The organism is Alteromonas sp. MmMcT2-5, assembly GCF_022348315.1.
GTDB lineage: Bacteria > Pseudomonadota > Gammaproteobacteria > Enterobacterales > Alteromonadaceae > Alteromonas > Alteromonas macleodii.
This window is the reverse complement of sequence record NZ_JAKRFB010000045.1, coordinates 1-24,185: the sequence shown is the minus strand read 5'-3', so window position 1 is coordinate 24,185 and position 24,185 is coordinate 1. Positions and strand designations below refer to the sequence as shown.

The window sequence follows — 24,185 nt, the reverse complement described above, 5'->3', positions numbered from 1 at the left end:
TTATTAAAAAGGATAACTTTTTTCTGCGTCGTGCTGGAATCTAAAAAGAAACAGCATTTCTCGTCACAAAATATTTACGTTAACCCTCAATTTTTTTAAATAATAATTTACCTTTACGTTTACGTAAGGGGTAAGTATTGGTTATTGTAGTTCAAAAGCAAATCAATTGAGGATATGCCTAATGAATTTTGAATTAACCGATGACCAGTTAGCCTTTGAAGAGACCGCCCGTCAATTCGCTCAGCAAGAGCTAGCACCTAACGCCGCTATGTGGGATAGAGAACATCACTTCCCAGTAGAAGCAATAAAGAAAGCGGGTGAATTAGGCTTCTGTGGATTGTATGCGCCTGAGAGTGCAGGTGGGTTGGGCTTATCTAGGCTCGATTCCTCCATAATCTTCGAGCAGCTTTCAATGGGATGTACCACGACTACAGCTATGTTAACCATACATAACATGGCAACGTGGATGATTGCCACTTGGGGCACCAGTGAAGTTAAAGATATGTGGTGTGACCAACTGGTAACCGGTGACAAGCTGGCGTCATATTGCCTAACCGAGCCTGGCGCTGGTTCTGATGCAGCGTCGCTTAAAACAAAGGCGACGAAAGCTGACGGTGGGTATGTCCTTAACGGGTCTAAGGTGTTTATCTCTGGTGCTGGCAGTACGGATGTTCTTGTTGTAATGGCGCGTACAGGGGAAGATGGTCCTAAGGGCGTATCTGCATTCGCGGTTCCGGCTAATGCCGACGGGATTGAGTACGGTAAAGCCGAAGAAAAAATGGGGTGGAATGCACAGCCCACCCGTATGATCACGTTCGATAACGTGAAATTAGATGCTAGTTGGTTACTTGGCGAGGAAGGACAAGGCTTCAAAATGGCCATGCAAGGGCTTGATGGCGGCCGAATTAATATTGCAACTTGCTCGGTAGGAACTGCACAGCAGGCGCTAAACGTTGCGCGTGACTACATGAATGAACGTGAGCAGTTTGGTAAACCTATTGCAGGTTTCCAGGCATTACAGTTTAAATTAGCTGATATGGCTACTGAGCTTGTTGCAGCGAGACAAATGGTACGTATGGCGGCTTGTAAGCTGGATAATAACGACCCAGACAAAACCACCTATTGCGCTATGGCGAAAAGGTTCGCGACAGATGTTGGCTTCAATGTATGTAACGATGCCCTTCAGCTACACGGCGGGTACGGTTATATCAAAGAATATCCGTTGGAGCGTCACTTCAGAGATGTTCGCGTACATCAAATATTGGAAGGCACCAATGAAATTATGCGCGTTATCATTGGTAGACGTTTGCTGTCAGATGAGAGAAGTGTACTGTAGTACATTTCGCTAACGAACTAATTCAGGCACGATTTAATGGACTATGGGAAGGAGTGAAAATGACAGATGTGGAATCGGTAGTCATTGTTGATGAAATCAAGACGTCTAGCAACGACTACACAATAGGCCGTTTAACGCTTAACAAGCCAAAGGCATTAAATGCATTGGATTTGGAAATGGCTGGCATCATGCTTGACGCGCTTCAGCGATGGCAGTCTCGCAACGATATCGTAGCTGTTGTGATCGATGCTGCTGGCGAGAAGGCATTTTGCGCCGGTGGTGACATAGTGTCTATGTACAAATCGATGGTGGAAGCTAATGGGCAAATTCCAGCTTTCTTAGAAACATTTTTCGAAACTGAGTACACGCTAGATTATACTATTCACAATTACAGTAAGCCTATTGTTGTATGGGCCAGTGGTATTGTTATGGGCGGTGGCATGGGGCTTCTATGCGGTGCAAGCCATCGAATAGTAACCGAAACCTCTCGTCTTGCTATGCCGGAAATTACGATAGGTTTGTACCCGGACGTAGGCGGAAGCTATTTTCTACCTCGCTTACCAGGTAAAGCAGGTCTCTTCCTAGGTCTAACAGGCGGCCAAATGAATGGCTCCGATGCTTGCTTTGTAGGGCTTGCAGACAGTTTGCTGGCGAGTACCGAAAAAGACACTTTGCTTAATACCCTTGTAGAATACACGTGGGAAAAGACCGACAGCGAAAGTTTGGCTTCTAGTGTTTCGCACATTATCGACACAATGAAAACGCCTGAAGAACTTCCCAATGGCAACGTTGAGCCGAATATGGCACTTATTAATGACTTGTGTTCGGCTGACAAAGTTACCGACGTAGTTCATGCCATTCTTAACGCAGACATGAGTGAGAATAAGTGGTTACAGAGAGCGCAAAGCACTCTAGCCAAAGGTTCTCCTATCACTATGCATTTGGTGTTCGAGCAATGTAAGAAAGGTGCGAATATGACGTTGGCTGACTGTTTTAGAATGGAAGCTGATATGTCCTGTCGATGTGGAGAAAGTGGTGAGTTCCAAGAGGGTGTAAGAGCGCTTTTGATTGATAAAGACATGTCACCACAGTGGAAATACAAAACAGTAGATGAAGTGCCGCAAAGCGCAATAGCACATTTCTTCACTTCTCCATGGGCTGAAGAGCAACATCCATTGGCAAAGTTGTAGTGTAAAAGTTCTCCAAATAAGCACGAAAGCGCCCAGTATTAGTGTTAACTCGGCGTGTGATGTTGTTACGCTTATTGCCGTAAAGGTGTCGGGTTTGATATCCTTTACGGCAAATTCTCAGTAAAAAGAACCTGTCATGTGGCACTGCCCACTTTGTAAACTCCCTATCTCATTACATACAACGCCTATTCGCTGCGAAAATAACCATACCTTCGATAAAGCGAAATCTGGTTACGTTAACCTTTTGCCCGTTCAATTTAAAAAATCGAAACTTCCGGGTGACGACAAAGCAATGGTGAGAGCCAGAAGGGAATTCCATCAATTAAATGCCTATAAGCCGTTGAAAGATAAATTAGTGACGCTGGTGGAAAAGGTACTAAATGAAACGGCAACCAATGAAGAAGCATCAAAGAATGCCATAAAGGTTTATGACGCGGGTTGTGGTGAGGGGAGTTACTTGGATGCGATGGTACAAGGACTTTCAGCGAGTGGTTTAAAGGTTGAAGGAGCAGGTAGCGATATCGCCAAAATCGCAGTAGAGCTGGCAGCTAAAGCGTACAAACAAGCACAGTTCGTTGTTGCTAGCAGTTTCGATTTACCCCTAAGCGGTAACTCGCAAGATGTGATGATTCAGGTTTTCGCACCTGGGAGTAATGAAGAATATGTGAGGGCTCTTAAAAACAATGGCCTTTTAGTGACGGTCGATCCTGCGCCTGAACACCTGTTTGAGCTTAAACAGCAGGTGTACGACAATCCAAGACAGCATGAAATCGACAACCAAGAACGAGATGGGCTTACACGGGTTTACAATGAATGCTTTTCCTTTCCTATCCATTTCGAAAGCGAAGAACATGCGCTGGCACTTATCAAAATGACGCCGTTTTACTGGAAACTGCCAAACGGCAAAATCGATGAGATTGTTGAAACGTTGAAAAGCGTCACCGCAGATTTCCATATTCAGCTATGGCAAAAAACACCACAGTAATATCTAATACCAGTCCGCATAGATCATTACCCACTCAGCGAGAGTTAAAATGTTCGTAATCGCGGCGTGTTACCGCAGGTATAGTGGTTCTACATCGAGGTAACACAACAAAGTGTACGGACATTTTAAACTCGCCCTTCGGGAAGGTCTGGCAAGTTTCCTAGCTTCATTCTGGGAATTTGAAAGGAAACAGCCATTCCTGCATTCCCACGCTTCGCTAGGAAACTTGCCAGCGCCTTCTGAGTGGGCAATTATCTTTGCGGATTGGTATATAGTGGATTACCCATCGGATTCAATGGTGGGTAGACATCCACACCTCTAGCTAGATGGCCTAAAACTATAGTCTTTATTAGTTTGCGTCCTTAACACAGTGTGTTGCGAGAACCCGCTTGGGCCGGTGTTTCGTTAAGTGCTGGTTTTCTAGATTATTTATGCAAAACAATTAGATGGGTGGTTATGCGTAACTCATATTGGGTGGTTGTACATAACACCGAAGCGCTTAACGGCAGACTTTCCTTAGTCTGCCGCCAGAATTTTAATTCTGTGTTGAGAATCGTGATAGGTGTTTAATAGCCTGACTTAATAAATCGACATTTAGCGCTTCTTTACTGCGCTTGCCAGTCGCCATGTCGCTTATTTCATAGCTGCCGTTACTAAGTACGTCAGTACGCTTATTGTCATGGAACACAACAATGCGTTCACCAGAGGTGCTAACTAGCCATGGTCTTGAAGGAGAAAGTAAGCTTTGGCCAGTAGAATAAAACGTAGCAGGGGCGTTGCATCCCAATGCTCCTAAAATGGTAGGCGCTAAATCTTCCGTGCTGGCTAAGCTAGCATTCAGTTTAAGGGTACTGTACAGCGTGCCTTTGCCACTTTCGCTACCAAAGCCAGTTGCAACAATCACATCGTGTTTGCGCGCCAACGTGTTTTTCACATAGCTTTCGATATCAGCACTCTTCAAAAACGCAATATGCAAACCATCATGATTGTTGCTCAGTGGTTGCAAATATCCCGCTAATTGAGGCAACGGCAACGCTTCATCGCTGTGAATAGAGACCGGCATGCCAGACCCCAATGGAAGCGCTAATAACACCGGACGCTTTTGAGATAAAGCGTCTTGGTATATTTCGGGAACACCAAATAGCGTAGTAGTCATTAAGCCTTCTATGCTGCTGGCCGTCGAATAGTAATTGGCTACTTTGTTTAAGGTGTTGCGCTTAATGTTACTTAAGTCCACCACCTGTTCGTTATCAGTCTGGACAACCACGGTTAAGTTTCTATTAGTTTCAATAGAACAATAAACCGGCTCGGCTGGGTAAGTGATATTGTGAATATCAGGGTTGAACTGAAGTTGTTTTCTTTCTTCATAAGCCGCTAAGTCAAGCAAGCCATAACGCGACATAGTCGTTTTAGCAGTCGCAGGATAAGAAAGCGGAAACATGTTGTCCTGCTTGATGATAGGTTGATACAACTTGGCATCAGCCCACACGTGTATAGCGTGACTGGTAACAAAACAGCTGACAAAAAATGTAGTAACAGGGATGCCCACTTTATGGCGAGTGAAGCGTTCAACACGTTTCCAGATTGCATTGGCTAAGACCAGCTGGAAGCCAAGCCAAACGATAAACAGAAGAAATAAAAATGCCCACTGTTGCCAGCTTTCTATCGCCATTGTTGACTGAGCTTCACTGCGCAGTAAATCCGCGGCGTGAAAGCTAATATGGAAGCCTGTGCGATTAAATAGTAACGCATCGAAAGCCAAGAGCGCTAGCCCCACAGCTGCAATAATAGACGCGCTGACCTTTATGACTCTGGGGTTGTTAACCAAATAGCAAAGAGGGAGGATAAAAATAACAAAGCCAAAAAAGGTCATAAAACCAATATGACCGAACCAGTTGGCTAGAAGATACAAGGTGCCGACACCTGTGCCAGGCATAGGTGATGAGAAAACAAAAATCGAGGCAATAACTATGGCGATGATAATGTTCGCCAAGGCAAACCAATGCCCCCAATTTACCAGTTTAGTAACACGCTGGCGACGAGGTGATTCGGCAAGTATCATGCAATCCCTTAGCTATTTTTAACGCTTTTCTTGAGTACGTCGGCAAACTGCGTTGCCATGGCTTCGCGATTTTCAGGGGCTACCTGAGTATTTAAAATGTGCGTAATGACATTTCCTAACACCATAAGTGAAAGATCGCGGTTTGCACCGCCTTCTTCAAGGGTTAGAATAACGTTATTCATTAGCGTTTCGAATTCGTCGTTGCTATAGCGGCTCTGTTGGGGCATTGCTACGCCTCTTTTTTATGATTTCTTTGATAAAAAGAATGGTTTTACACGTAAAATGATTATAATCGTTGTTTGAGTGAGTACAATCATTCATTCTAAAATCCCGCAATTCTTTGGATATTTCTGACACTTTTTAAGCAACAGGACACCCGATACTCTATGAGTGCACTGATTCATCACTTTGTTGTACATCGTTTGATTGTAAACAAAGAAGAGAAAATTGAAGCAATTCCACGTGACAACTGCTTAGCTGTTACTCCGGAAATCGAGCTTCTTGCCCATCAAATAAACCACAGTTTCAATGCTAAACCTGGAAAAGGGGTTGGCCACTTCGTGACGGAAGTTACCCGTGAAGCAAAAGTGGAAAACGAAGAAGGCGAAGCGACTACGCAAAAAAGCACCGAGAACGTAGCAGAGTTCGCGGAAGGCCTTAAGCAATACATGGATATTCAAAAAGCGGCGGGTGATAACGTTGAAGATGCATTCCATGCTTTTTCGGTATCAGCGACCAATCGCTTAGTTCGCACTTTGGCAGAAACGGGTACGGTTGAGACCGGTTTTCTTATTTTCTGCCAGTATGAGTATTTAGCCACACAGTATTTGATGATTGCATTGTTAAATACCCGCTCGCACGTTGAAGTGACAAACTCTTTAGACCTTTCCGCGCGTGAACACTTGGATTTAGCAAAAATGCAGCTCGCTGTGCGGTTCGATTTAACTCAGTGGGATATTCAGCCAGAACAGCAGCGTTACGTTAGTTTTATTAAAGGTAGAATGGGACGTAAGGTATCAGACTTCTTTATGCAGTTTGTAGGCTGCGAAGAGCTGGTTGATGTTAAACAGCAAAATAAACAACTGATTTCTACGGTGGATGCCTACCTTGCCAGTGAGTCACTAGACCCGCAAGAGCAGCACCAGCATAGAGAAGAAGTTAAATCGTACTTTAAAGAAAAGATTGATGCGGGCGAGAGTTTATCGGTAGATGAACTGGCTAACCGACTTCCACAAAATGAAGAAACTAGCAGTAACTTTTCTGCGTTTACACAGTCTATGGAAGTACCGCTTGAAAAAGAAATTCAGCCAGACCCTGCAGCGTTGAAACAACTTGCTAAATTTACCGGTCAGGGCGGTGGTATATCGCTTAGCTTCGAACGCAAATTAATGGGCGATCGGGTATTTTACGACCCAGCTACGGATACGCTAACAATCCGTGGAATTCCACCTAATTTAAAAGATCAGCTTAATCGCCAATCTTCAATGGACTAGTCGCTGCGAAGCAAAGATAAAAAACGTATACTAGTTAGTAGAATATAAACTCGATTCAAGGGTGTTATGCAATTATTTGTAAATGATTTGACAGTGATGGACTTCTCTTACCTTTGCCCAAAACGCGGCATGGTAGGGGAAAGCTGGATTGTCGATGTGATTTTGGACGGTGAGCTCAACGAAGAGAGCATGGTTCAAGACTTTGGTCACGTGAAAAAGAACTTAAAGCGACTAATCGACGAATATGTTGATCACAAGTTGCTTGTACCTGCTGAATACAGCGGTTCAGAGGTTATTCACGACGACGATTCTGAACAGGTAGAAGCGCGCTTTACCTGCATTGATGGGCGTAGCATCATGCTACATTGCCCCGCTGAAGCTTATGCATTTGTTTATTCTGATGAGATAAACATGGAATCTGTTGGCGTTTACTTAAAAGAAGTATTGGCGACTCATCTTCCAGAAAACGTTGAAAACATTACGCTGCATTTACGTGAGGAAGTCATTAATTCTCCGTATTATCACTATACCCACGGGCTTAAAAAGCACGACGGTAATTGTCAGCGCATAGCGCACGGTCACCGTTCGCGTATTGATATTATCCTTGACGGCAAAGTGTGTGTTGAAAGTCAGCAGTATTGGGCTGACCGTTGGGCCGACATCTATATAGCAACTCGTGAAGACGAAATAGCGTACAGCGACAGAAAGCTTAAAGGTCAAGTTTCAAATGAAGCGGATTACTACTGTTTTGCTTACGAGTCGTCACAGGGCTATTTTGAACTATTAATTCCTAAGTCAGATTGTGAAGTCATCGAAACCGACTCAACAGTTGAGTGTTTGGCGCAGTATCTGCTTGAAGAGCAGAAGAAACGCACGCCTGACGGCGTTTGCCAAGTTATCGCTTATGAGGGCGTAGGTAAAGGCGCCACAGTAAAGGGCTAACATTTGACGACAGCTCGTTATAGGGAAAGGAAACAACTATGGCATTCACGCTTTCAAGAAACGCATTGCATAGCGCAGTATCTCGTGTAATGAGTTGTGTAGTGGCAATTAGCACAGTTGCCTCTATGTCATTTGCTTATGCAGATGTAGAGTTAAACGGCCAAAACGAAACGTTATCTAGTCAAGAGCAAGTAAACGTTGTGTTGAACGGTAAGTTTACGCAAGGTGCCTTACTGCGCGGGCAAGCTCCCGCTGGGGCCAAAGTAACGCTTAATGGCGAAACTGTTCAAACCAACAAAGACGGAAAATTTGTTGTTGGCTTTGAACGGGAAGCGCCACTGCAGCAAACGTTGGTTGTAAAATTAGACAACGGCCAAAAGTGGCAGCGAGACATTACCCTTGAAAAACGCGAATACAACATTCAGCGAATTGACGGGCTAGAGCAAAAAATGGTTTCTCCGCCAGCAGAAGTGACGGCGCGTATTAAGCAAGACAATATCAACGTAGCTAACGCGCGAAGCGGTAATACTGATTTAGATGCATTATTCACCCGGTTTGAGTGGCCTGCGAAAGGCGTTATTTCCGGTGTTTACGGTAGTCAGCGCATTCTAAATGGCGTGCCGAAATGGCCGCATTATGGTTTGGACATCGCCAATGAAACGGGCACGCCTGTGTATGCACCTGTTGATGGTGTGGTAACAATGGCTAATGATCTCTATTATTCGGGTAACACCTTGATTCTCGACCACGGCATGCGCGTGTTTTCAACGTTTCTTCATATGGACACTATAACGGTAGAAGTGGGTGAAACCGTTAAGCAAGGCGAGCAGATTGGAACGATAGGTTCAACAGGGCGCTCTACAGGCCCGCATCTGGATTGGCGTATTAATTTGGGCAACACTCGTTTAGACCCACAGACTATCATTTCGGGGTCTCCCGAAGAGTAATCATTAATTTGATTTAGTTTTAACAGGCATAAAGAAAAAGGCGCTTTCAGGTAAACTCTCAAAGCGCCTTTTTAGTTTTTACGCTACAGGGCGGAGTTATTTCCCCAGCCACTGATTAAGCTTTTCTTCATCAGTGATTTCAAAGTAAGCCATTTCTTTTCTTGCCTGAGTTACCTCAAGAGGCAGGGTTAGAAGCCGCCCGTCTCGAATAAGCGTTAACTCCACCTGCGACGTTTGGGCATTATCTAATAGGCGCTGCAGCTTCTGGGCATTGACGATATGACCGTCTAGCCCAATGATGACATCGTTTAAAAGAACACCTGCCTTCATTGCGGCAAGACCCTCAAATACCTGCATTACCGTAAGTCCGAAGGTAGCTGGCTTTAACGTGGCGCCAAGCTGATTTTTAATAGCAGGCAGCGAGGAGGCACTGCCTTTATCTTCACCTGACACGCGAGCACGAACCGCATAGTTAACGCCCATTTCAGATACTAACGAAGCCAATTCTACATCGTCTGTGCCATACACCACGCGATTTAAGTATTCTGAAATATCAATGCCAAAATGCGTTGTACATAGATTTTGGATCACGTCATCAGGCGTACCTTTTTCATCCACGCCATAGTGTTTCCACAATAACTGCATCAAGGTATCTAAATTCACTTGTTCGTTTGACTGCTTACGAAGGAGTAAATCTAACCCAAGGGCGATAATGCCTCCCTTGGTGTAGTAACTAACGATATTGTTAGTAGCGCTCGCATCTTGCTTATAGAACTTTGTCCATGCGTCGAAACTACTTTCAGCTGTACTTTGTTTAAAGCGCCCAGCGTTTTGTAAAAGTCGACTGATATTTTGTGCAACAATATCAAGGTATTTCTGTGGTTCAATAACGCCGGCTCTAGCAAGGGTGACGTCATCATAGAAACTGGTAAAGCCTTCATAAATCCACAGCTGATCCGTGTATGTTTCTTGAGATAAGTCTGGTTTCACCATTACGCTAGGTTTAATGCGCTTAACATGCCATGTGTGGAAAAATTCATGGCTGCACAGACTTAAGAACGTAATGTAGCTGTCGGTTTTTTTCTCACTTTCACCAACTTGAGGAAGGTCGAAGCGAGGGTAAAGAAGGGCAGTAGAATACTTATGCTCTAAACCGCCGAACCCATTGTCGGCAAGCAGCGTCATAAACAGGTAGTTATTAATAGGTTGTGGAGCACCAAACAAATCTAGGTGGTGCTTGCAAATTGGCGTTAAGTCATTTGCTATGCGCTCATAATCAATATTGTTGTTACCTGAGAAAAGTAACGTAAACGTAATGCCGTCAACCTCAAAGCTGTGAGTGTCTGCAATGCCCACATAAATGGGATGATCAATGAGCTCATCGTAATTTTTTTCAACGAAGTGCCACCGAGACGGGCTTGTACTTTCACAACGAGAAGGCATTGACGTATAAGCCTTCCAATTCGAGGTTGCAGAATCGCTGTCGTTCAGCTCAATGTCCACCTCACACGGCACATTCTCGAAGCCGGAAACGTTTAGAAACGCACTGGTTCCATTTATAAACGCATATTGGTCGTTCATAAAAGCAGAGCGAATAGATAAGTCGTTGGCATAAACCGAGTAAACGACCGTACATGGTTTTCCATCTGTGTCTACACGCCAAGTTTGTTTATCGAGCTTAGTTACCGAAAGGCTATAAACGCTTCTATCGCAAACATTTTCAGTACTATGACCTTCAGAAGTGTTTGCAGTTAGCTCGATAATGCTTTTTGCAAAATCGCGCACCATGTAGCTTCCCGGGATCCAGCTTGGAAGGCTAAGCTCAATTGATGAGCCAGAATGCTCAGGTATTTGCAGCGCGATAGTAAATTGATGGGCACGCCAATTGGAAATAGTTAACGTATAGCGAAGAGCAGAGGTCATAAACGTCCGAAAAGATAAGCAAAACTATCCCTCAACTATATCAACCTATTGAGTTAATCCCAATAGATTGCCTGCTACTAAGGGGCAATTTTTACGTTTATTGAACATGGTTTTCAATCGTAGTATTGATAAGTTTTTGTTTGATGCGTACATTGAGTTAAATGACATTAAATCCAGCAATAACAAATACAAATGGCTGAAAAAATACAAAGCAATTTACTAAGCGAAGATAATTTGGAATCGTTGCGTACGCTGGTACCCGGCGATACAGTAGATTTACAAATTGCTATGCCTGCAGCGCCAAAGCGTGTGAAGACTGACTACATAGGCATGCTTATTGATGAATGTTTGCTTTTTCATATTCCAACATCGGCGAAGTGGATTACCGTTAGGGATGCTCTGACTGTTGGCAACGATATCGTGGTGCGTTCTGTGCTTGAGGGCGATACTGGCCAGGTTATTGCGTTTAAAGTGAAAGTACTCAAATTGCTTTCAAAGCCATCAGGCTTACTTATTACAACCTTTCCAAAACGTATTGAAAGTATAGGGCTTCGCGCTGTAAAGCGTGCTCAACTTGGCGTTTCAGTAACGTTAGAAGCTGACGTTTATCCCAGTGACGAAAACGTAACGGGGATCATCATAGATTTAAGTGAAAAAGGGTGCAAAGTAGCGTTACAGGTCAAGCCAAATTGGCCGGTAATGCTCGATGAAGCTGAGGTTAAGCTAAACTATTCGTTGGACGGTAAAGAAGTAGCGCTTACTGCAAAAGTTAAAAATCATAAGCTTGATAGTGATGTGGTTTATTATGGGCTCGCCTTTACCTGTGAAGAAAAATTGATAAAAACGCTGTTGTCCCGACACACATTGTTAACGTAGGAAAACAATAGTTGGGTGCTCTTTAGATAATAATCAAAATAACAGGCTAAGGGGATCTACATGAGAAGTATTGAGCGACTTTTAATGCAGTACGGTGAAAGCCACCAAAACAAGACCAACGTTATCATCCACGCTATTGCCGTACCCAGCATCTATTTCGTAACGATAGGTTTGCTGTGGAGTTTGCCGGTACCTGAAATGATAGCGCAGTTCGATATAACGTGGGCGCATATCATAGCGGTTCCCGTATTGTATTATTATTTTATGTTGTCTGGTCCGATTGGGGCTGCAATGACTCTCTTAACTATACTGTGTTTCGGTGCAGTTAATACCCTAGACCACTTCAGTATCTCAGTATGGTTATTTTCTCTTGTACTGTTTGTCGTTATGTGGATTTTGCAGTTTATTGGCCATCATATCGAGGGCAAAAAGCCTTCGTTTTTTGACGATTTGCGCTTCTTGCTGGTTGGCCCAGCCTGGTGGTGGGTGCACTGGCTGAAAAGAATGAACATCAGTTACTGAGCTTAATCAGCGAATTGATATAGCCAAAACACGTCTAATTTCAAGATTTTGCCCTGCGACAAGAAGCATAAGGGGCACGACCAAGGCGCTTGGGTCGTGGCAAGGCTTGCGTATAATCTTCTTATAAGTTTTTAAATTGGTAATATTGTGAGTCGCTTTCAGCGTGTAATAGAAAGTAATGAACGTTTATTTTGGACATTGCACAGTGCAGGCTGGGCAGGGTTCGCAATAATTTATTACATCGGATCTTTTCTCCATGATGTTCGACCCATTTGGGTTTTCATCATCATGCTTAATGCATATGCAGGATGGTTGCTAACCATTCCGCTTCGCTACATCTATCGATGGGCAAGAAAGCAATCACCGCTCAACATGATCATCATAGTGATTGTGTCGTGCTACTTAATTGCTTTGCTATGGGCCGTGGTAAAAAACATTAACTACTGGGAAATCTACAAGCACGGATATCGGCCAGACGAATGGTATATGTATTTTACCAACACTATTAACTCGCTTATAATGGTGGGGTGTTGGAGTGGTGTGTACTTTGGCATCAAGAACTTCCAAATGCTTCAAAAAGAGAAGCAGAACGCGCTAAAGGCGAGTACCATGGCGCACCAAGCTCACATAAAGATGTTGCGCTATCAACTCAACCCGCATTTTCTCTTCAATACGCTTAACGCTATCTCAACCCTTATTCTTTTAAAAGAGAACGACACAGCAGAAGCGATGGTGTCGCGTTTGAGTGACTTTCTACGTTATTCATTAGACAACGACCCGATAAAGCGAGTACCGCTAGGTCAGGAAATAAAGGCATTACGACTCTATCTAGAGATAGAGAAGGTACGTTTTGACGATCGTCTAGAAGTACTATGGGACATCGATGAAGGGTGTGAAAGTGCACTTGTGCCGAGCATGATCTTGCAGCCCATTATTGAAAACTCAATAAAGCACGCCATATCTAAGATGGAAAATGGTGGTCGTATAGCGATTACGGCACGTACATTTGGCAATGATTTGTTAATGGATGTTGCCGATAACGGCCCTGGTGCAGATATCAAAGACGGAACACTTAGTCGAGAAAACGGCGTAGGCCTAGCCAATATAAAAGAGCGTTTGCAATCCCTCTATCATCGTAATTTTGCATTCTCTATAGAACACAATCAGCCTTCAGGCGTGCGAGTTAGAATACGCATTCCCTATGAAGTTAAGGACGTATAACATGACAAAGCAAGTGATTAAAACCATTGTAGTGGACGACGAACCTTTAGCACGCAAGGGCCTTCGTGCCAGGTTAGAGCGTCATGATGATGTGCAGGTGCTTGCAGAGTGTCAGAACGGCCTAGAGGCTGTAAGTAGCATTTCTCAACATCGTCCAGATTTGGTGTTTTTAGATATTCAAATGCCCGGTTTAAACGGCTTTCAGGTTATTCATAAGTTGCGCGAACTGAAACAGCCCATTCCCATGATCGTTTTCGTAACTGCTTATGACAGCTACGCAATAAAAGCATTTGACGTGCATGCTTTAGATTATCTGTTAAAGCCAGCAGACGACGAGCGCTTAGGTGCGGCGTTAAACAAAGTACGTGAATATTACTCAACTCAACATCAAGATGAGCAGTCACAAAAATTGGTAAGCCTTGTTGCTGAGCTTACTGGCGATAATTGCGAAGAGATTTTACGCAAGTTAGCTAATGGTGAGCCGGTTGAAACCAATCCATACCCAGACGTATTGGCTATTAAAGATGGCTCAGAAGTAACGCGCGTAAACGTTCAAGACATTCAATGGATTGATGCTGCAGGTGATTATATGTGCGTTCACGCACTGGATGGCATGCATATAATGCGCAAAACCATGAAAGAACTTGAGCAGGAACTCAACCCACAGTTCTTTGTTCGAGTGCACCGTTCAGCTATTGCTAATATCCGTTTTGTTAAAAAGTTAGTGAGCCATATTAGTGGCGAATATCATTTAATACTTCAAAATGATACAGAACTTAAAGTGAGTCGCAGTCATCGTGATAAAGTGAAAGCGGCAATGAAGATGTAAAGAAGCTTGAGCATGAAGTACTAAAAGGCGGTGTTTTATTATAAAGCACCGCCTTTTTTGTTTTTTACAATCTATGAAAGTTTCAAGTTAAACAGCGTCTGAACCATCTTACTTAGTTGCAGCTGTACCTTTCGTTCATTAGGGTACGCATAGCGTCAACCCGGGCTTGATTGAGGGGCTTTGTTTCTTCCCAAGTTTTGGGTAGGGGTACGGTAATAGGGCGCTGATTAACTTCACCAACCATTATGTTGGTGACGTCGCTTCCTACTAAGCTTATGGCGAATTCGCCAAGAGTAGTGGCGAGTAGTCGGTCCTGTGCTACCGGCGAGCCGCCACGTTGGACATGTCCCAAGGTTACTGGTCTAACGTCGTTGATATTGTGATACTGCAAAGCTTCGGTTAATCCTGTTAAGCCATTAGGCCAAACGTTTTCAGCTACTACAACAATAAAACTGACGGGCCCTTTCAAAGCACGCTGCGCTTTTATTTGGTTTACGATCTTATTGATTTCAGTCTCAGCGGATTCAAAAAACTCAGGAACAACTACATAGTCAGCAGCCGCGGAAAGGGCACCATTTAATGCTAAAAAGCCAGCATTGCGACCCATTACTTCTACAAGGAAAATACGTTCGAAGGCATCAGCTGTATCACGAACTTTATCGATAGAACTCATGGCGGTATCTATTGCGGTAAAGTAGCCTATAGTCGCATCAGTACCCGCTATATCGTTATCAATGGTTCCCGGAATACCAAGAATCTGGCCATCCCATAGTTCGCTCAACTTTGCTGCGCCGCGAAAAGATCCGTCACCACCGATTACAATAAGTGTGTCGATCTCGGCCTGTCTCAAGTTATCAGCCGCTTTGATAAGCCCTTCACGATTTTTAAATTCTTTACACCTTGCGCTGTGTAGTATGGTGCCGCCTTGCTGGATAAGATTGTGCGTTGAATCAAGAGATAGAGGAATAAACTCTTGCTGTAGTAATCCGTTGTAGCCGTGCTTGTAGCCAAGCAAGGTGAAGTTAGCTTTCTGACACGCAATAATTGCGGCACGTATACATGCATTCATACCTGGGGCGTCGCCACCAGAGGTTAAAATTGCGACACGTTTTGACACATTAAAGTCCTTCTTTTTACAGGCAATGCCATTAAAGTAGAGCAAAGGCTGTGCAACGTAAAGTTCTCTATTGCGGATATTTATTGCGTAATATCAAAGTAAAATTCAATTTTTCAGTACACAGCAATAAGCGTTTTTGCTTGTCACGACGTAACTAACGTAAAAAAAGGAAATACTATGCGTTCATTGTTGGTTGTTGTCTTTATTATTTTTCTTACTTCATGCAGTTCTAAGCTGGCTTATAACAACCTGGATTGGTGGGTGTATTGGTACATGGACGATTACATCGAGCTTAAAGATGAGCAAGAGGAGAAGTTTGATGCGCATTTACAAAATTGGTTGAGCTGGCACAAGAAGAGTGAACTTACTCGTTATAAAGCGCAATTAGAGGATATAAAAAAGCAGATTCAGAATGACACCCTTAATTCGAGTATTGTATATAACAACCTTGAGCTAGCTAGATCGCATTGGGAGCGCGTACGAGACGAGGTCAGTCCTGAACTAGCGGCTATAGCTAAAACACTCGATGATGAACAAGTTGTCACCCTATTTGCGGCATTAGAAAAAGACAATAAAGAAGAAGAGGAAGAGCGACAAGAGGCGCTGGAAAAGTCTGAAGCAGAGAGACTTAAAGATAGAATTGAGCGAATACAAGAAACAATAAGTGAGCGTATTGGAGATCTAAGTAAAGAGCAAAAACAAATTGTTAGCACCTACGCACAACAATTTATTTCTACAGGTGACGCTTGGATAACGTATCGCAGAAACATTCAAAATGCGGCAAGAAAGCTATTCGTTTCGCGCAAGCAAAACGAAAGGTTTGAGCAAGAATTGGTGTCGCTAATGCAAAATCCGGATAATTATAAAAGCGATGTGTACAAGCAAAGTAGTGCTCATAATATGACTGTGACAGCAACGCTACTGGCCGAGATATTTTCAACTCTTTCAGAGAAACAGCGTCAAACACTGATTGAAAACGTGGATGAGCTAATCGAAACGGTTGATAATTTTATGGATTAAATGTTTGTTTCTATCGTCACATTATCTGGGCTGCACTAGTGTTTAGAGTAGCCCCAGACGTTATTACCTTCTAATCTAGTTTGCTGAATTTAAATCGTTCTACAAAAGCTTTGAAAGCCGGTGAAGACTGTCGTCTATTTGGGTAGTACAAATGAAAGCCGGGAAAATAAGGACACCACTCTGTTAGTATCGTTAGAAGCTTCCCTTCTTGTATGTATGGTTCAGCAAGTTGCTCAGGTACATATGCCAAACCAATACCGTCTATGGCTGCATTTAGCACGTGCATAATACTATTAAAAACTAACTTCCCATTTCCTCTGACAGTAAACTCTTTGTCGTCTTCTTCAAACTCCCAAGCATAGATATTTCCATCAGGTCTGTGACGAATATCCACACATGAGTGAAAAGTTAAGTCATAAGGTGTGGCAGGAAAAGAGTTTTGATCAAAATAATCTGGAGAACCGACGACCACTAAGCGCATAGGGGGGCCAATAGGAACCGCGATCATATCCTGACTAATCGATTCGCCAAGTCTAATACCTGCATCAAACCTTTCGCTTACAACATTACTAAAACCATAATCTACAAAAAGCTCGACGGTTATGTCTGGGTAATCCTTAATAAATTCCGCTAATTTTGGTCTTAAGCACAATTCTATTTGGTCGTCAGTACAGGAAATTCGGAGCGTACCTGCGGGCTTATCTCTTAATTCACCTAACGCCTCTACTTCCTCATTTATTCGTTCAAACAGAGGACTAAGGGAACCAATTAGCCTTTCACCTGCTTCGGTAGCGGATACGTTTCTTGTAGTTCTGGAAAGTAAGCGAAGTCCAAGTCGATCTTCAAGTGCCCTCATTCGGTGACTCAAAGCAGATGGAGTTACCCCTAACTTAGCAGAGGCTTTTGTAAAGCTCTGCTCTCGCGCTACAGCTAGAAAAGCTTGTAGATCATCTATTTTATTAATTTTCATTGATGAAAAAAACTCAGTAGTTCATTTAGATTATGCCTACTAATCAATTTAAGAGGCTTGTGTCAACATAAAAATGAATGAAGAGTACCGTCAGACAATAGCAATGAGGATGAGAATTTATGCAACCACTTAGTCACCAAAAAGCAGTAGCAGACGATGTGATTTCTGATCGGAGAGACTTTTTGAGGAGTTCAACTTGTATTGCAGCAATTAGCGCGATTGGGCTTTCTGCTAATAGTTCCTTTGCAAGTGATGAGGGGGCTAACAAGGTTGAACAAAGTGCCAAATGGGATAAAACATTTCCAAAAAGTAACAAGGTTGAGCATCGTAAAGTTACCTTTAAAAATCGCTACGGGTTTACGTTATGTGGCGACTTATATCAGCCTAAAAATGTAAAAGGAAAACTTCCGGCACTGGCGGTCAGTGGGCCGTTTGGAGCAGTAAAAGAACAGGCTTCAGGTTTGTACGCTCAGACATTAGCTGAGAAAGGGTTCATAACCTTAGCTTTTGACCCTTCATATACAGGGGAAAGCAGTGGAGAGCCTCGAAATGTCGCGTCACCGGACATCTGCACTGAAGATTTAAGTGCCGCGGTAGATTTTTTTGGCTTAGTGTCCAGAGTAGATAGAAACCGCATTGGTGCCATAGGTATCTGTGGCTGGGGAGGGTTCGTTTTAAATGCCGCTGCGGTAGACAAGCGCATTAAAGCCGTAGCAACAAGTACAATGTACGATATTTCACGAGTAAGTGCCTATGGTTACAACGACAATATGAGCTTTGTCGAACGTACAAACATACTAGAACAACTAAGCACTCAACGTTGGAAAGATACTGAAGGTGGTAGCTACGCTTATCAGCCACCTTACAATAAGGGGGTGACCGAGGACGCTCCGCAATTTATGATTGATTATCATGATTACTATATGACCTCACGTGGTTACCATGAGCGCGCTGTCAATTCAGGTAATGCGTGGACAATGACTAATCCTTTATCGTTCATGAATGCACCTATTTTGAACTACATCAAGGAAATTTCTCCACGTCCAATTTTGTTTATTCACGGTGAGCAAGCTCACTCCCGCTACATGAGTGAAACAGCTTATCACGCGGCAGCTGAACCAAAAGAATTAATGATCATCCCCGATGCAGTACACACTGATCTATATGACGGTGGTGAAAACCATATTATTCCTTTTGAAAAATTATCTGAATTCTTCAATAAGCACCTAAGTTGACACTGGCCCGTCTAATCTAAGACGGGTGGACTCTATTTCACAAAGAGGTAAGTAGCCGAGGCTGCACTGTTTTCCTTCATTAAATCTACAGACGTAACAAAAGAGTCTTATGAAAGAACTATCAAGTAAGGTTTCACAGATGTTGGTCTGTGAATGTACAAATTTCGATGAAAAGCCTTCGTACTGGAGTGGCGTATTCGCGATGGCACTTTGTATTTTCACACTTGTGGCCTCCGAGTTTATGCCAGTGAGTCTGCTTACGCCAATCGCCCATTCCTTAGATGTCACGGAAGGTATGGCAGGGCAAGGGATTGCAATTTCCGGTGCTTTCGCCGTTTTTACCTGCTTATTTATAACGACTATTACAAATGGTTTGAATCGCAAAAGTTTGTTGCTGATATTAACAATACTGATGGGTGTGTCAGGTGCCGTTATTGGTTTTGCAAATAGCTATTACACCTACATGATAGGTCGTGCACTCATAGGGGCAGTTGTTGGTGGTTTTTGGTCAATGTCAGCCGCAATTGCGATGCGATTAGTTCCTAAGGAAAGTGTTTCTAGGGCGTTAGTAATTTTTAATAGCGGAAATGCATTTGCCATCGTAATTGCTGCCCCTCTTGGAGCTTATCTTGGCACTTTAATAGGTTGGCGCGGTGCCTTCTTATGCCTAATTCCAGTCTCTTTTATTGCGTTGCTTTGGCAGTACATAAGTTTACCTTCAATGCCAGTTAAAAAGCAGTCAAAAAGCATGCGTAACGCATTAGCCACGTTCACATTGCTTCGCCGACCAATTGTTCTCCTTGGCATGCTTTCTGTGGGCGTGTTTTTCATGGGGCAGTTCAGTCTCTACACCTATATTCGACCATTCCTAGAAACGGTGACTCTAGTAGATGCTACCACGTTGTCGTTAATTTTGATGCTGATAGGTGCCTCAGGCTTCGCAGGTACAATGTTGATCAACATTCCCCTAAAAAAGGCATTTTATCCTACGCTGATAGTAATTCCGACTATTATGGCCGCTACTGCTTGTGGATTAGTTTTTGTTGAGTATTCGGTGACAGGCGTGACCATATTGCTTGGCATTTGGGGCTTAGTTTCTACAGCAGCGCCAGTCGGTTGGTGGGCTTGGATCCCTAAAACATTCCCTGAAGATGCAGAAAAAGGCGGTGGCTTACTCGTTGCGGTTATTCAATTGTCAATCGCTTTGGGGTCAACAGTGGGTGGGATACTTTTTGATTCTGGAGGTTTGGAAATAACTTTTTTAGTGAGCGCGCTCTTACTAATAATATCAGCTGTGTTCACACTTCGAACTGCCCAACTAACACCTAGTCCTATGAAATAGTCGGCTGTGCGATTTTATAAACCGGAAATATTTCACCACTGTTTAGCTCTTCAAATGTCATTCTGTGAATACCAGCATCGGCTAGTATAAAAGACTCGTTCTGACTTAGCGCCTGTTCATTGGCGCTAACCTCGTTGATTAAAATTGCCACCAGTAAAAAAACTAACAATTTAATAGCTCACCAGTTTTCTAATTCAAAAGCCAATATATTTAGAGAGTTCATCTCTAAGGTTGGTGTATTTTTCTTTGTAAGGCGCCTTAAGTGACATATCGTCAATCAATTTAAACAACCGCTTACACTCATTAATGAGTTTCATTTCGGCTTTATCTTCTTTGATTGCAATTTGTAGAAGACATTGCAATAGATTAAGCGCAACCCCTGTATTTACAGGAGCAAAGCCTTGAGCAAGGGCGAACGAAGCTTTAGCACGTTCGTAATCTTGCTGCTGATAGTGCTGAATGCCTTCGCGGTTGAACTGTTGATAACTAGCTAAGTTTTTCTGAGCATTGAGGGCTTGCGCATCCAGCATGTTTAGACTGTTTTGGTCGAGCTCATCCTGTCTTGAAGTCAAAAGTGCATTCAACTGTAGCGCATCATCAAACTCACCCAGTTTATACATAACGTTAATACTGTCAGGGATAAACGCGGTAGGAACTTCCGTGTACTTATCGTCAAGCAGTGTTTGTGACGTTGTTAAGTGGCGTTTGGCATCAATCAGTTTGCCGTCTATAGCGCTAATTCTAGCGTTGACGATTGTACCAAATATATCTACGTCAAAATCTCTGTCCATTTTTTGAAGATGTTCATCAAACTTTCCTCGTTGCAGAGTTAGTAATGCTTCTTGCTGATACTTATTGCGCTGGCGCTTGTCGTCTGCAAACTCTGCGACATCTAAAAGGCTTCGGATAAAACCGCACCAGTGTAAACTTGTTTTGTGAACGGTTCGTTTTGATAAATCCCAGATCGCTTGGCTTGAACTCGCTGCCAGCACTAAATCGTCATTTTGCCGACCTATTTCACAGGCTTTAAAATGCCTGGGTAAGGAGTAGGGCGACAGTTTTATTGCCTCTTTTATTGCATCTAGTGCTTTGTCGCCAGATGTCGTGGCTTGGTGTGCTTGCGCAAGAATATCGTGAGCGTCTGCATTGAACCGGTTACGCTTTAGCGTTCGCTTGGCAATTGAAATCGCTTTCTCATATTCCTTTAAAAGCAAGTAAGTTTTTCCAATAGCTATTTGTGCCCACAGCACGGGTTTTCCGTCAATGTAGTCACGTAACACATCTAGCGCTTTATCGGGTTGCTTTATACGCCAGTATAGCTCGACTAATAGCTGTTCACAGTGACCTTTATAGTGGGAAGGGGCGTCAAGTAACGCTTCGATATGGTCGATCGCACTGTTTATTTCACCCTGTTCAACGAGACTAAACGCTTGCTGGAGAAACTGTCTTTTTTGCCACGCACGAACAATACGAGACTTCAGCTGAACTTGAGAAAAGGGCTTAATTAAAAAATCATCGGGTCTACGTTCAATACTGCCCAACACTACCGGTCGAGCGCTATCTGCGCTTATCAGAATGAACACCGATGTGGGACTGATAAGCCTTCGAGTGCGCAACTCTTCAATGAGCTCATAGCCATTCTTGTTGTCAGCTCCCAAGTGTAGATCACAAATGACAATATCAAACTTATGCTTTTTACATAGTGATACCGCTTGTTCAGCAGATGACTTCGTAACTACATCAGATGCGCCCATCGAATGCATCAGCCCCTTCAATAAAAGAAGGAAAGGGCGTTGGTCTTCAACAATCAGTACTTGTTTGTTGCTAAATTGCATTTCAAATCCATGAGTGAGCGCGCGATTACTTTATAGGAGTATATCTAATTTTAGATAATAAGCTTAAGAAAAACATTATCTTGCCGAAAACATAAGTATACATATGAAGTTGTAAATAAGAATGTCGCAAGAAACTGTCGAAGCTCGTGAGCAAATACCTATTGACCCCAGTATATACTGGGAGCGCAGTGGTGTGCTTGCTAAAGCATCTGCGCAGGGAGCGTTGTTCTCTTTATATCTTGCTATGCAGCAACATAGTGTTGCCGAGCCATTTGAAATTGAAGCGGTAGCGTCAGAATCTGATGATAAAAGCAGCATCGAATCCAAGCTTGCATCGTTAAATTATTATAGAAGGCCATCGCTAGCTGCTAATGAAAGCGAATGGGGCAGAATGCGCGTTTTGTCTGAGTTAGTATCTCAAGACTATGCGGCAGCAAGGTTATATTTAAGTATGAATCCCTCTCCACTTTCACAAACTGATGATGCTAAACGTCTACCCGACGATGTAGTAGATAATTGTAGTTTGGCAACACAAAAGCGGTTGAAAAAGGAATACGCTAACACCGTGAAGGAAGATAATACGCTGCTATACGATATCCTTTCATCACAAGATAAAGAATACCATTCACAACAAGAAAATTCGTCACACTTCACATCTTTTGAGAATATTGCATAGCAGTCATTTCAATTCGTTGTTGCGTGCTAAGTTTGGGTTGACGTAGGAGCGCTAATTCGTATCCGCCCTAGTTTTTATCATTCCTTTTTGTTATATTGCGCGCCGCATTTTTGCACTGGTCTTACGCTCCAATCAGCAAAGGTTAAAATATGTCTAAATATATTGTATGCGCAATGTATAAATTTGTTGCGCTTGAAAACTTCAAAGAAATCCGCCAACCGCTTCTCGAAACAATGGAAGCTAATGGCATTAAAGGTACACTTCTTCTTGCCCACGAAGGGATAAACGGTACGGTTTCTGGTACTCGCGAAGGTATCGACGCATTACTTGCTTATTTAAACAGCGACGAGCGTATTAATCCTATTTCTTGCAAAGAGTCTCTTCACGATGAACAGCCGTTCTATCGCACCAAGGTAAAACTGAAAAAAGAAATTGTGACCATGGGCGTTGAGGGTATCGACCCTCGCAAAACCGTTGGTACTTACGTAAAACCTAAAGACTGGAACGCACTTATTAGCGACCCAGATGTTACGGTTATTGACACGCGAAACGGTTATGAAATTGAAATTGGTACGTTCAAACACGCTATCGACCCTAAAACCGAAACGTTTCGTGAGTTTCCTGAATACGTAGCGAAAGAGCTCGACCCGTCAAAAAATAAAAAAGTGGCTATGTTCTGCACCGGTGGTATTCGCTGTGAAAAATCGACGGCTTACTTGAAAGAGCAGGGGTTTGACGAGGTTTATCACTTAGAAGGCGGTATTCTACAGTACCTTGAAGATGTACCGAAAGAAGAGTCGTTGTGGGAAGGCGATTGCTTTGTATTCGATAATCGCGTTGCAGTTAACCACGACTTAGAGAAAAGCCATTATGAGCAGTGCTACGCGTGCAGACTTCCAATTACTGAAGAAGACAAGCAGAGTGATAAGTATGAGCCGGGTGTTAGCTGCCCACACTGCTTTGGTACCCATACCGACGATCAAATTGCTCGCTTTAGAGAACGTGAAAAACAGGTTCAGCTGGCAAAAGAGCGTCAACAAGAACACGTAGGAACGGAAGCGCGTTTGACCATGGAACAAAAGCGTCAGGAAAAAGCAGAAGCTCAACGTTTACGCGCACTTAAAGCAAAAGAAAATCAGGCGTAGACAGCTAGAAAGAAGGGCGTTACACTCGTGCTTATTGCAGTTGAAATAAGGAATGCGAGTGAGCACTCAACTTTCAGAATCTAAAATTGAAGAAATTAGAAAGGACTTCAGCTTTTTCGATCGTGATGGCAACGGCCAAATCGATTTGCCGGAGTTCATCGAGCTTCTAACCGTTATTTCACCAAAAACGAAAGCTAGCCACGTACAAGAAGGCTTTAAGCTTATCGATAGTAACGACGACGGTTACATCGACTTTGAAGAGTTTTTGGAGTGGTGGCAAGAAGGATGGTGGGAATACTAAGTTTAAACTTAGTTACACTTATCGTCGACTGAGGCTTTTCGACACGCTAGGCCGAGCGTGAAAACGAGGGCTAGGCCACATAAAAGAGCCAATTGAAAACGAGTGCTTTTAAGCACTCGTTTTTTTGTTTGCCCAGCGAAGCTGGCAAACCCGTCAGGTTGAAAGAAACCTGAATCACCCTGACTGAGGGGAAGATAATCCGAATGGCAAGGGCGTGG

The 24,185-nt window shown here is 43.3% G+C and carries 23 protein-coding genes; 16 read left to right on the top strand and 7 right to left on the bottom strand.

Translation table 11 applies throughout. The features are described from left to right. Window positions 1-181: 181 nt before the first annotated feature. The 3 genes from MHN09_RS16460 (at window position 182) to MHN09_RS16450 (ending at window position 3,511) form a co-directional block, all read left to right on the top strand. Window positions 182-1,336: an acyl-CoA dehydrogenase family protein gene (locus tag MHN09_RS16460; RefSeq protein WP_239241465.1), complete on the top strand. Its 1,155-nt coding sequence runs from the start codon at window positions 182-184 to the stop codon at window positions 1,334-1,336. Between the two features lie 59 nt (window positions 1,337-1,395). After that, complete coding sequence (locus MHN09_RS16455) at window positions 1,396-2,526, top strand: enoyl-CoA hydratase/isomerase family protein (RefSeq protein ID WP_239241464.1); 1,131 nt, start codon at window positions 1,396-1,398, stop codon at window positions 2,524-2,526. Between the two features lie 136 nt (window positions 2,527-2,662). Further along, complete coding sequence (locus MHN09_RS16450; RefSeq protein ID WP_039227749.1) at window positions 2,663-3,511, top strand: putative RNA methyltransferase; 849 nt, start codon at window positions 2,663-2,665, stop codon at window positions 3,509-3,511. Between the two features lie 535 nt (window positions 3,512-4,046). On the opposite strand, the gene MHN09_RS16445 is transcribed toward MHN09_RS16450, so the two are convergent. Then, on the bottom strand, window positions 4,047-5,573 hold the full coding sequence (locus tag MHN09_RS16445; RefSeq protein ID WP_039227748.1) for a DUF3413 domain-containing protein: 1,527 nt from the start codon (window positions 5,571-5,573) through the stop codon (window positions 4,047-4,049). An 8-nt stretch (window positions 5,574-5,581) separates the two neighbouring features. After that, window positions 5,582-5,800 carry a DUF1414 domain-containing protein gene (locus tag MHN09_RS16440; RefSeq protein WP_014949499.1) on the bottom strand — a complete coding sequence of 73 codons (219 nt, stop codon included), beginning with the start codon at window positions 5,798-5,800 and terminating at the stop codon, window positions 5,582-5,584. A gap of 159 nt (window positions 5,801-5,959) precedes the next feature. On the opposite strand from MHN09_RS16440, the gene yejK reads away from it, so the two are divergent. From yejK to MHN09_RS16425, 3 genes are all read left to right on the top strand, one after another. Continuing rightward, a complete protein-coding gene (yejK, locus tag MHN09_RS16435) occupies window positions 5,960-7,066 on the top strand; it encodes a nucleoid-associated protein YejK (RefSeq protein ID WP_014979307.1) in 1,107 nt (368 codons plus the stop codon). A 66-nt stretch (window positions 7,067-7,132) separates the two neighbouring features. Then, the gene (locus MHN09_RS16430) at window positions 7,133-8,008 is read left to right on the top strand and encodes a 6-carboxytetrahydropterin synthase (protein WP_014949501.1); all 876 of its coding nucleotides are present in this window, start codon (window positions 7,133-7,135) and stop codon (window positions 8,006-8,008) included. Between the two features lie 38 nt (window positions 8,009-8,046). After that, window positions 8,047-8,955, top strand: a complete 909-nt coding sequence (locus MHN09_RS16425; protein ID WP_239241463.1) for a M23 family metallopeptidase — start codon at window positions 8,047-8,049, stop codon at window positions 8,953-8,955. Between the two features lie 96 nt (window positions 8,956-9,051). On the opposite strand, the gene MHN09_RS16420 is transcribed toward MHN09_RS16425, so the two are convergent. Next, window positions 9,052-10,878 carry a PDZ domain-containing protein gene (locus MHN09_RS16420; protein WP_239241462.1) on the bottom strand — a complete coding sequence of 609 codons (1,827 nt, stop codon included), beginning with the start codon at window positions 10,876-10,878 and terminating at the stop codon, window positions 9,052-9,054. 192 nt (window positions 10,879-11,070) lie between these two features. On the opposite strand from MHN09_RS16420, the gene MHN09_RS16415 reads away from it, so the two are divergent. From MHN09_RS16415 to MHN09_RS16400, 4 genes are all read left to right on the top strand, one after another. Next, on the top strand, window positions 11,071-11,754 hold the full coding sequence (locus tag MHN09_RS16415; protein ID WP_014949504.1) for a PilZ domain-containing protein: 684 nt from the start codon (window positions 11,071-11,073) through the stop codon (window positions 11,752-11,754). Window positions 11,755-11,814: 60 nt separating this feature from the next. Beyond that, window positions 11,815-12,276, top strand: coding sequence for an Mpo1-like protein (locus tag MHN09_RS16410; protein ID WP_014949505.1), 462 nt, complete (start codon window positions 11,815-11,817; stop codon window positions 12,274-12,276). Window positions 12,277-12,423: 147 nt separating this feature from the next. After that, window positions 12,424-13,497 (top strand): histidine kinase, encoded by a 1,074-nt coding sequence (locus MHN09_RS16405; RefSeq protein ID WP_014949506.1) that lies wholly within the window; start codon window positions 12,424-12,426, stop codon window positions 13,495-13,497. A gap of 1 nt (window position 13,498) precedes the next feature. Next, complete coding sequence (locus MHN09_RS16400; protein WP_239241461.1) at window positions 13,499-14,326, top strand: LytTR family DNA-binding domain-containing protein; 828 nt, start codon at window positions 13,499-13,501, stop codon at window positions 14,324-14,326. A gap of 112 nt (window positions 14,327-14,438) precedes the next feature. Here MHN09_RS16400 and MHN09_RS16395 read toward each other — a convergent pair whose 3' ends face one another. Next, window positions 14,439-15,443 carry an ATP-dependent 6-phosphofructokinase gene (locus MHN09_RS16395; protein WP_101564616.1) on the bottom strand — a complete coding sequence of 335 codons (1,005 nt, stop codon included), beginning with the start codon at window positions 15,441-15,443 and terminating at the stop codon, window positions 14,439-14,441. Window positions 15,444-15,620: 177 nt separating this feature from the next. Here MHN09_RS16395 and MHN09_RS16390 point away from each other — a divergent pair, with 177 nt between their 5' ends. Beyond that, window positions 15,621-16,463 carry a DUF6279 family lipoprotein gene (locus MHN09_RS16390; protein ID WP_131136395.1) on the top strand — a complete coding sequence of 281 codons (843 nt, stop codon included), beginning with the start codon at window positions 15,621-15,623 and terminating at the stop codon, window positions 16,461-16,463. Window positions 16,464-16,533: 70 nt separating this feature from the next. Here MHN09_RS16390 and MHN09_RS16385 read toward each other — a convergent pair whose 3' ends face one another. Further along, window positions 16,534-17,433 (bottom strand): LysR family transcriptional regulator, encoded by a 900-nt coding sequence (locus tag MHN09_RS16385; RefSeq protein WP_239241459.1) that lies wholly within the window; start codon window positions 17,431-17,433, stop codon window positions 16,534-16,536. A 119-nt stretch (window positions 17,434-17,552) separates the two neighbouring features. On the opposite strand from MHN09_RS16385, the gene MHN09_RS16380 reads away from it, so the two are divergent. Then, a complete protein-coding gene (locus tag MHN09_RS16380) occupies window positions 17,553-18,668 on the top strand; it encodes an alpha/beta hydrolase (protein WP_239241457.1) in 1,116 nt (371 codons plus the stop codon). A 109-nt stretch (window positions 18,669-18,777) separates the two neighbouring features. Beyond that, window positions 18,778-20,010, top strand: coding sequence for an MFS transporter (locus MHN09_RS16375; protein ID WP_239241455.1), 1,233 nt, complete (start codon window positions 18,778-18,780; stop codon window positions 20,008-20,010). Here MHN09_RS16375 and MHN09_RS16370 read toward each other — a convergent pair. Continuing rightward, on the bottom strand, window positions 20,000-20,161 hold the full coding sequence (locus MHN09_RS16370; protein ID WP_239241453.1) for a hypothetical protein: 162 nt from the start codon (window positions 20,159-20,161) through the stop codon (window positions 20,000-20,002). The genes MHN09_RS16375 and MHN09_RS16370 overlap by 11 nt on opposite strands. A 43-nt stretch (window positions 20,162-20,204) precedes the next feature. Further along, on the bottom strand, window positions 20,205-21,845 hold the full coding sequence (locus MHN09_RS16365; protein WP_239241451.1) for a response regulator: 1,641 nt from the start codon (window positions 21,843-21,845) through the stop codon (window positions 20,205-20,207). Window positions 21,846-21,966: 121 nt separating this feature from the next. On the opposite strand from MHN09_RS16365, the gene MHN09_RS16360 reads away from it, so the two are divergent. The 3 genes from MHN09_RS16360 (at window position 21,967) to MHN09_RS16350 (ending at window position 23,967) form a co-directional block, all read left to right on the top strand. Continuing rightward, complete coding sequence (locus MHN09_RS16360; RefSeq protein ID WP_014949512.1) at window positions 21,967-22,521, top strand: VC2046/SO_2500 family protein; 555 nt, start codon at window positions 21,967-21,969, stop codon at window positions 22,519-22,521. 149 nt (window positions 22,522-22,670) lie between these two features. Then, the gene (locus tag MHN09_RS16355; protein WP_014949513.1) at window positions 22,671-23,666 is read left to right on the top strand and encodes a rhodanese-related sulfurtransferase; all 996 of its coding nucleotides are present in this window, start codon (window positions 22,671-22,673) and stop codon (window positions 23,664-23,666) included. 58 nt (window positions 23,667-23,724) lie between these two features. Beyond that, window positions 23,725-23,967, top strand: coding sequence for an EF-hand domain-containing protein (locus MHN09_RS16350; RefSeq protein WP_012518428.1), 243 nt, complete (start codon window positions 23,725-23,727; stop codon window positions 23,965-23,967). Window positions 23,968-24,185: the final 218 nt, after the last annotated feature.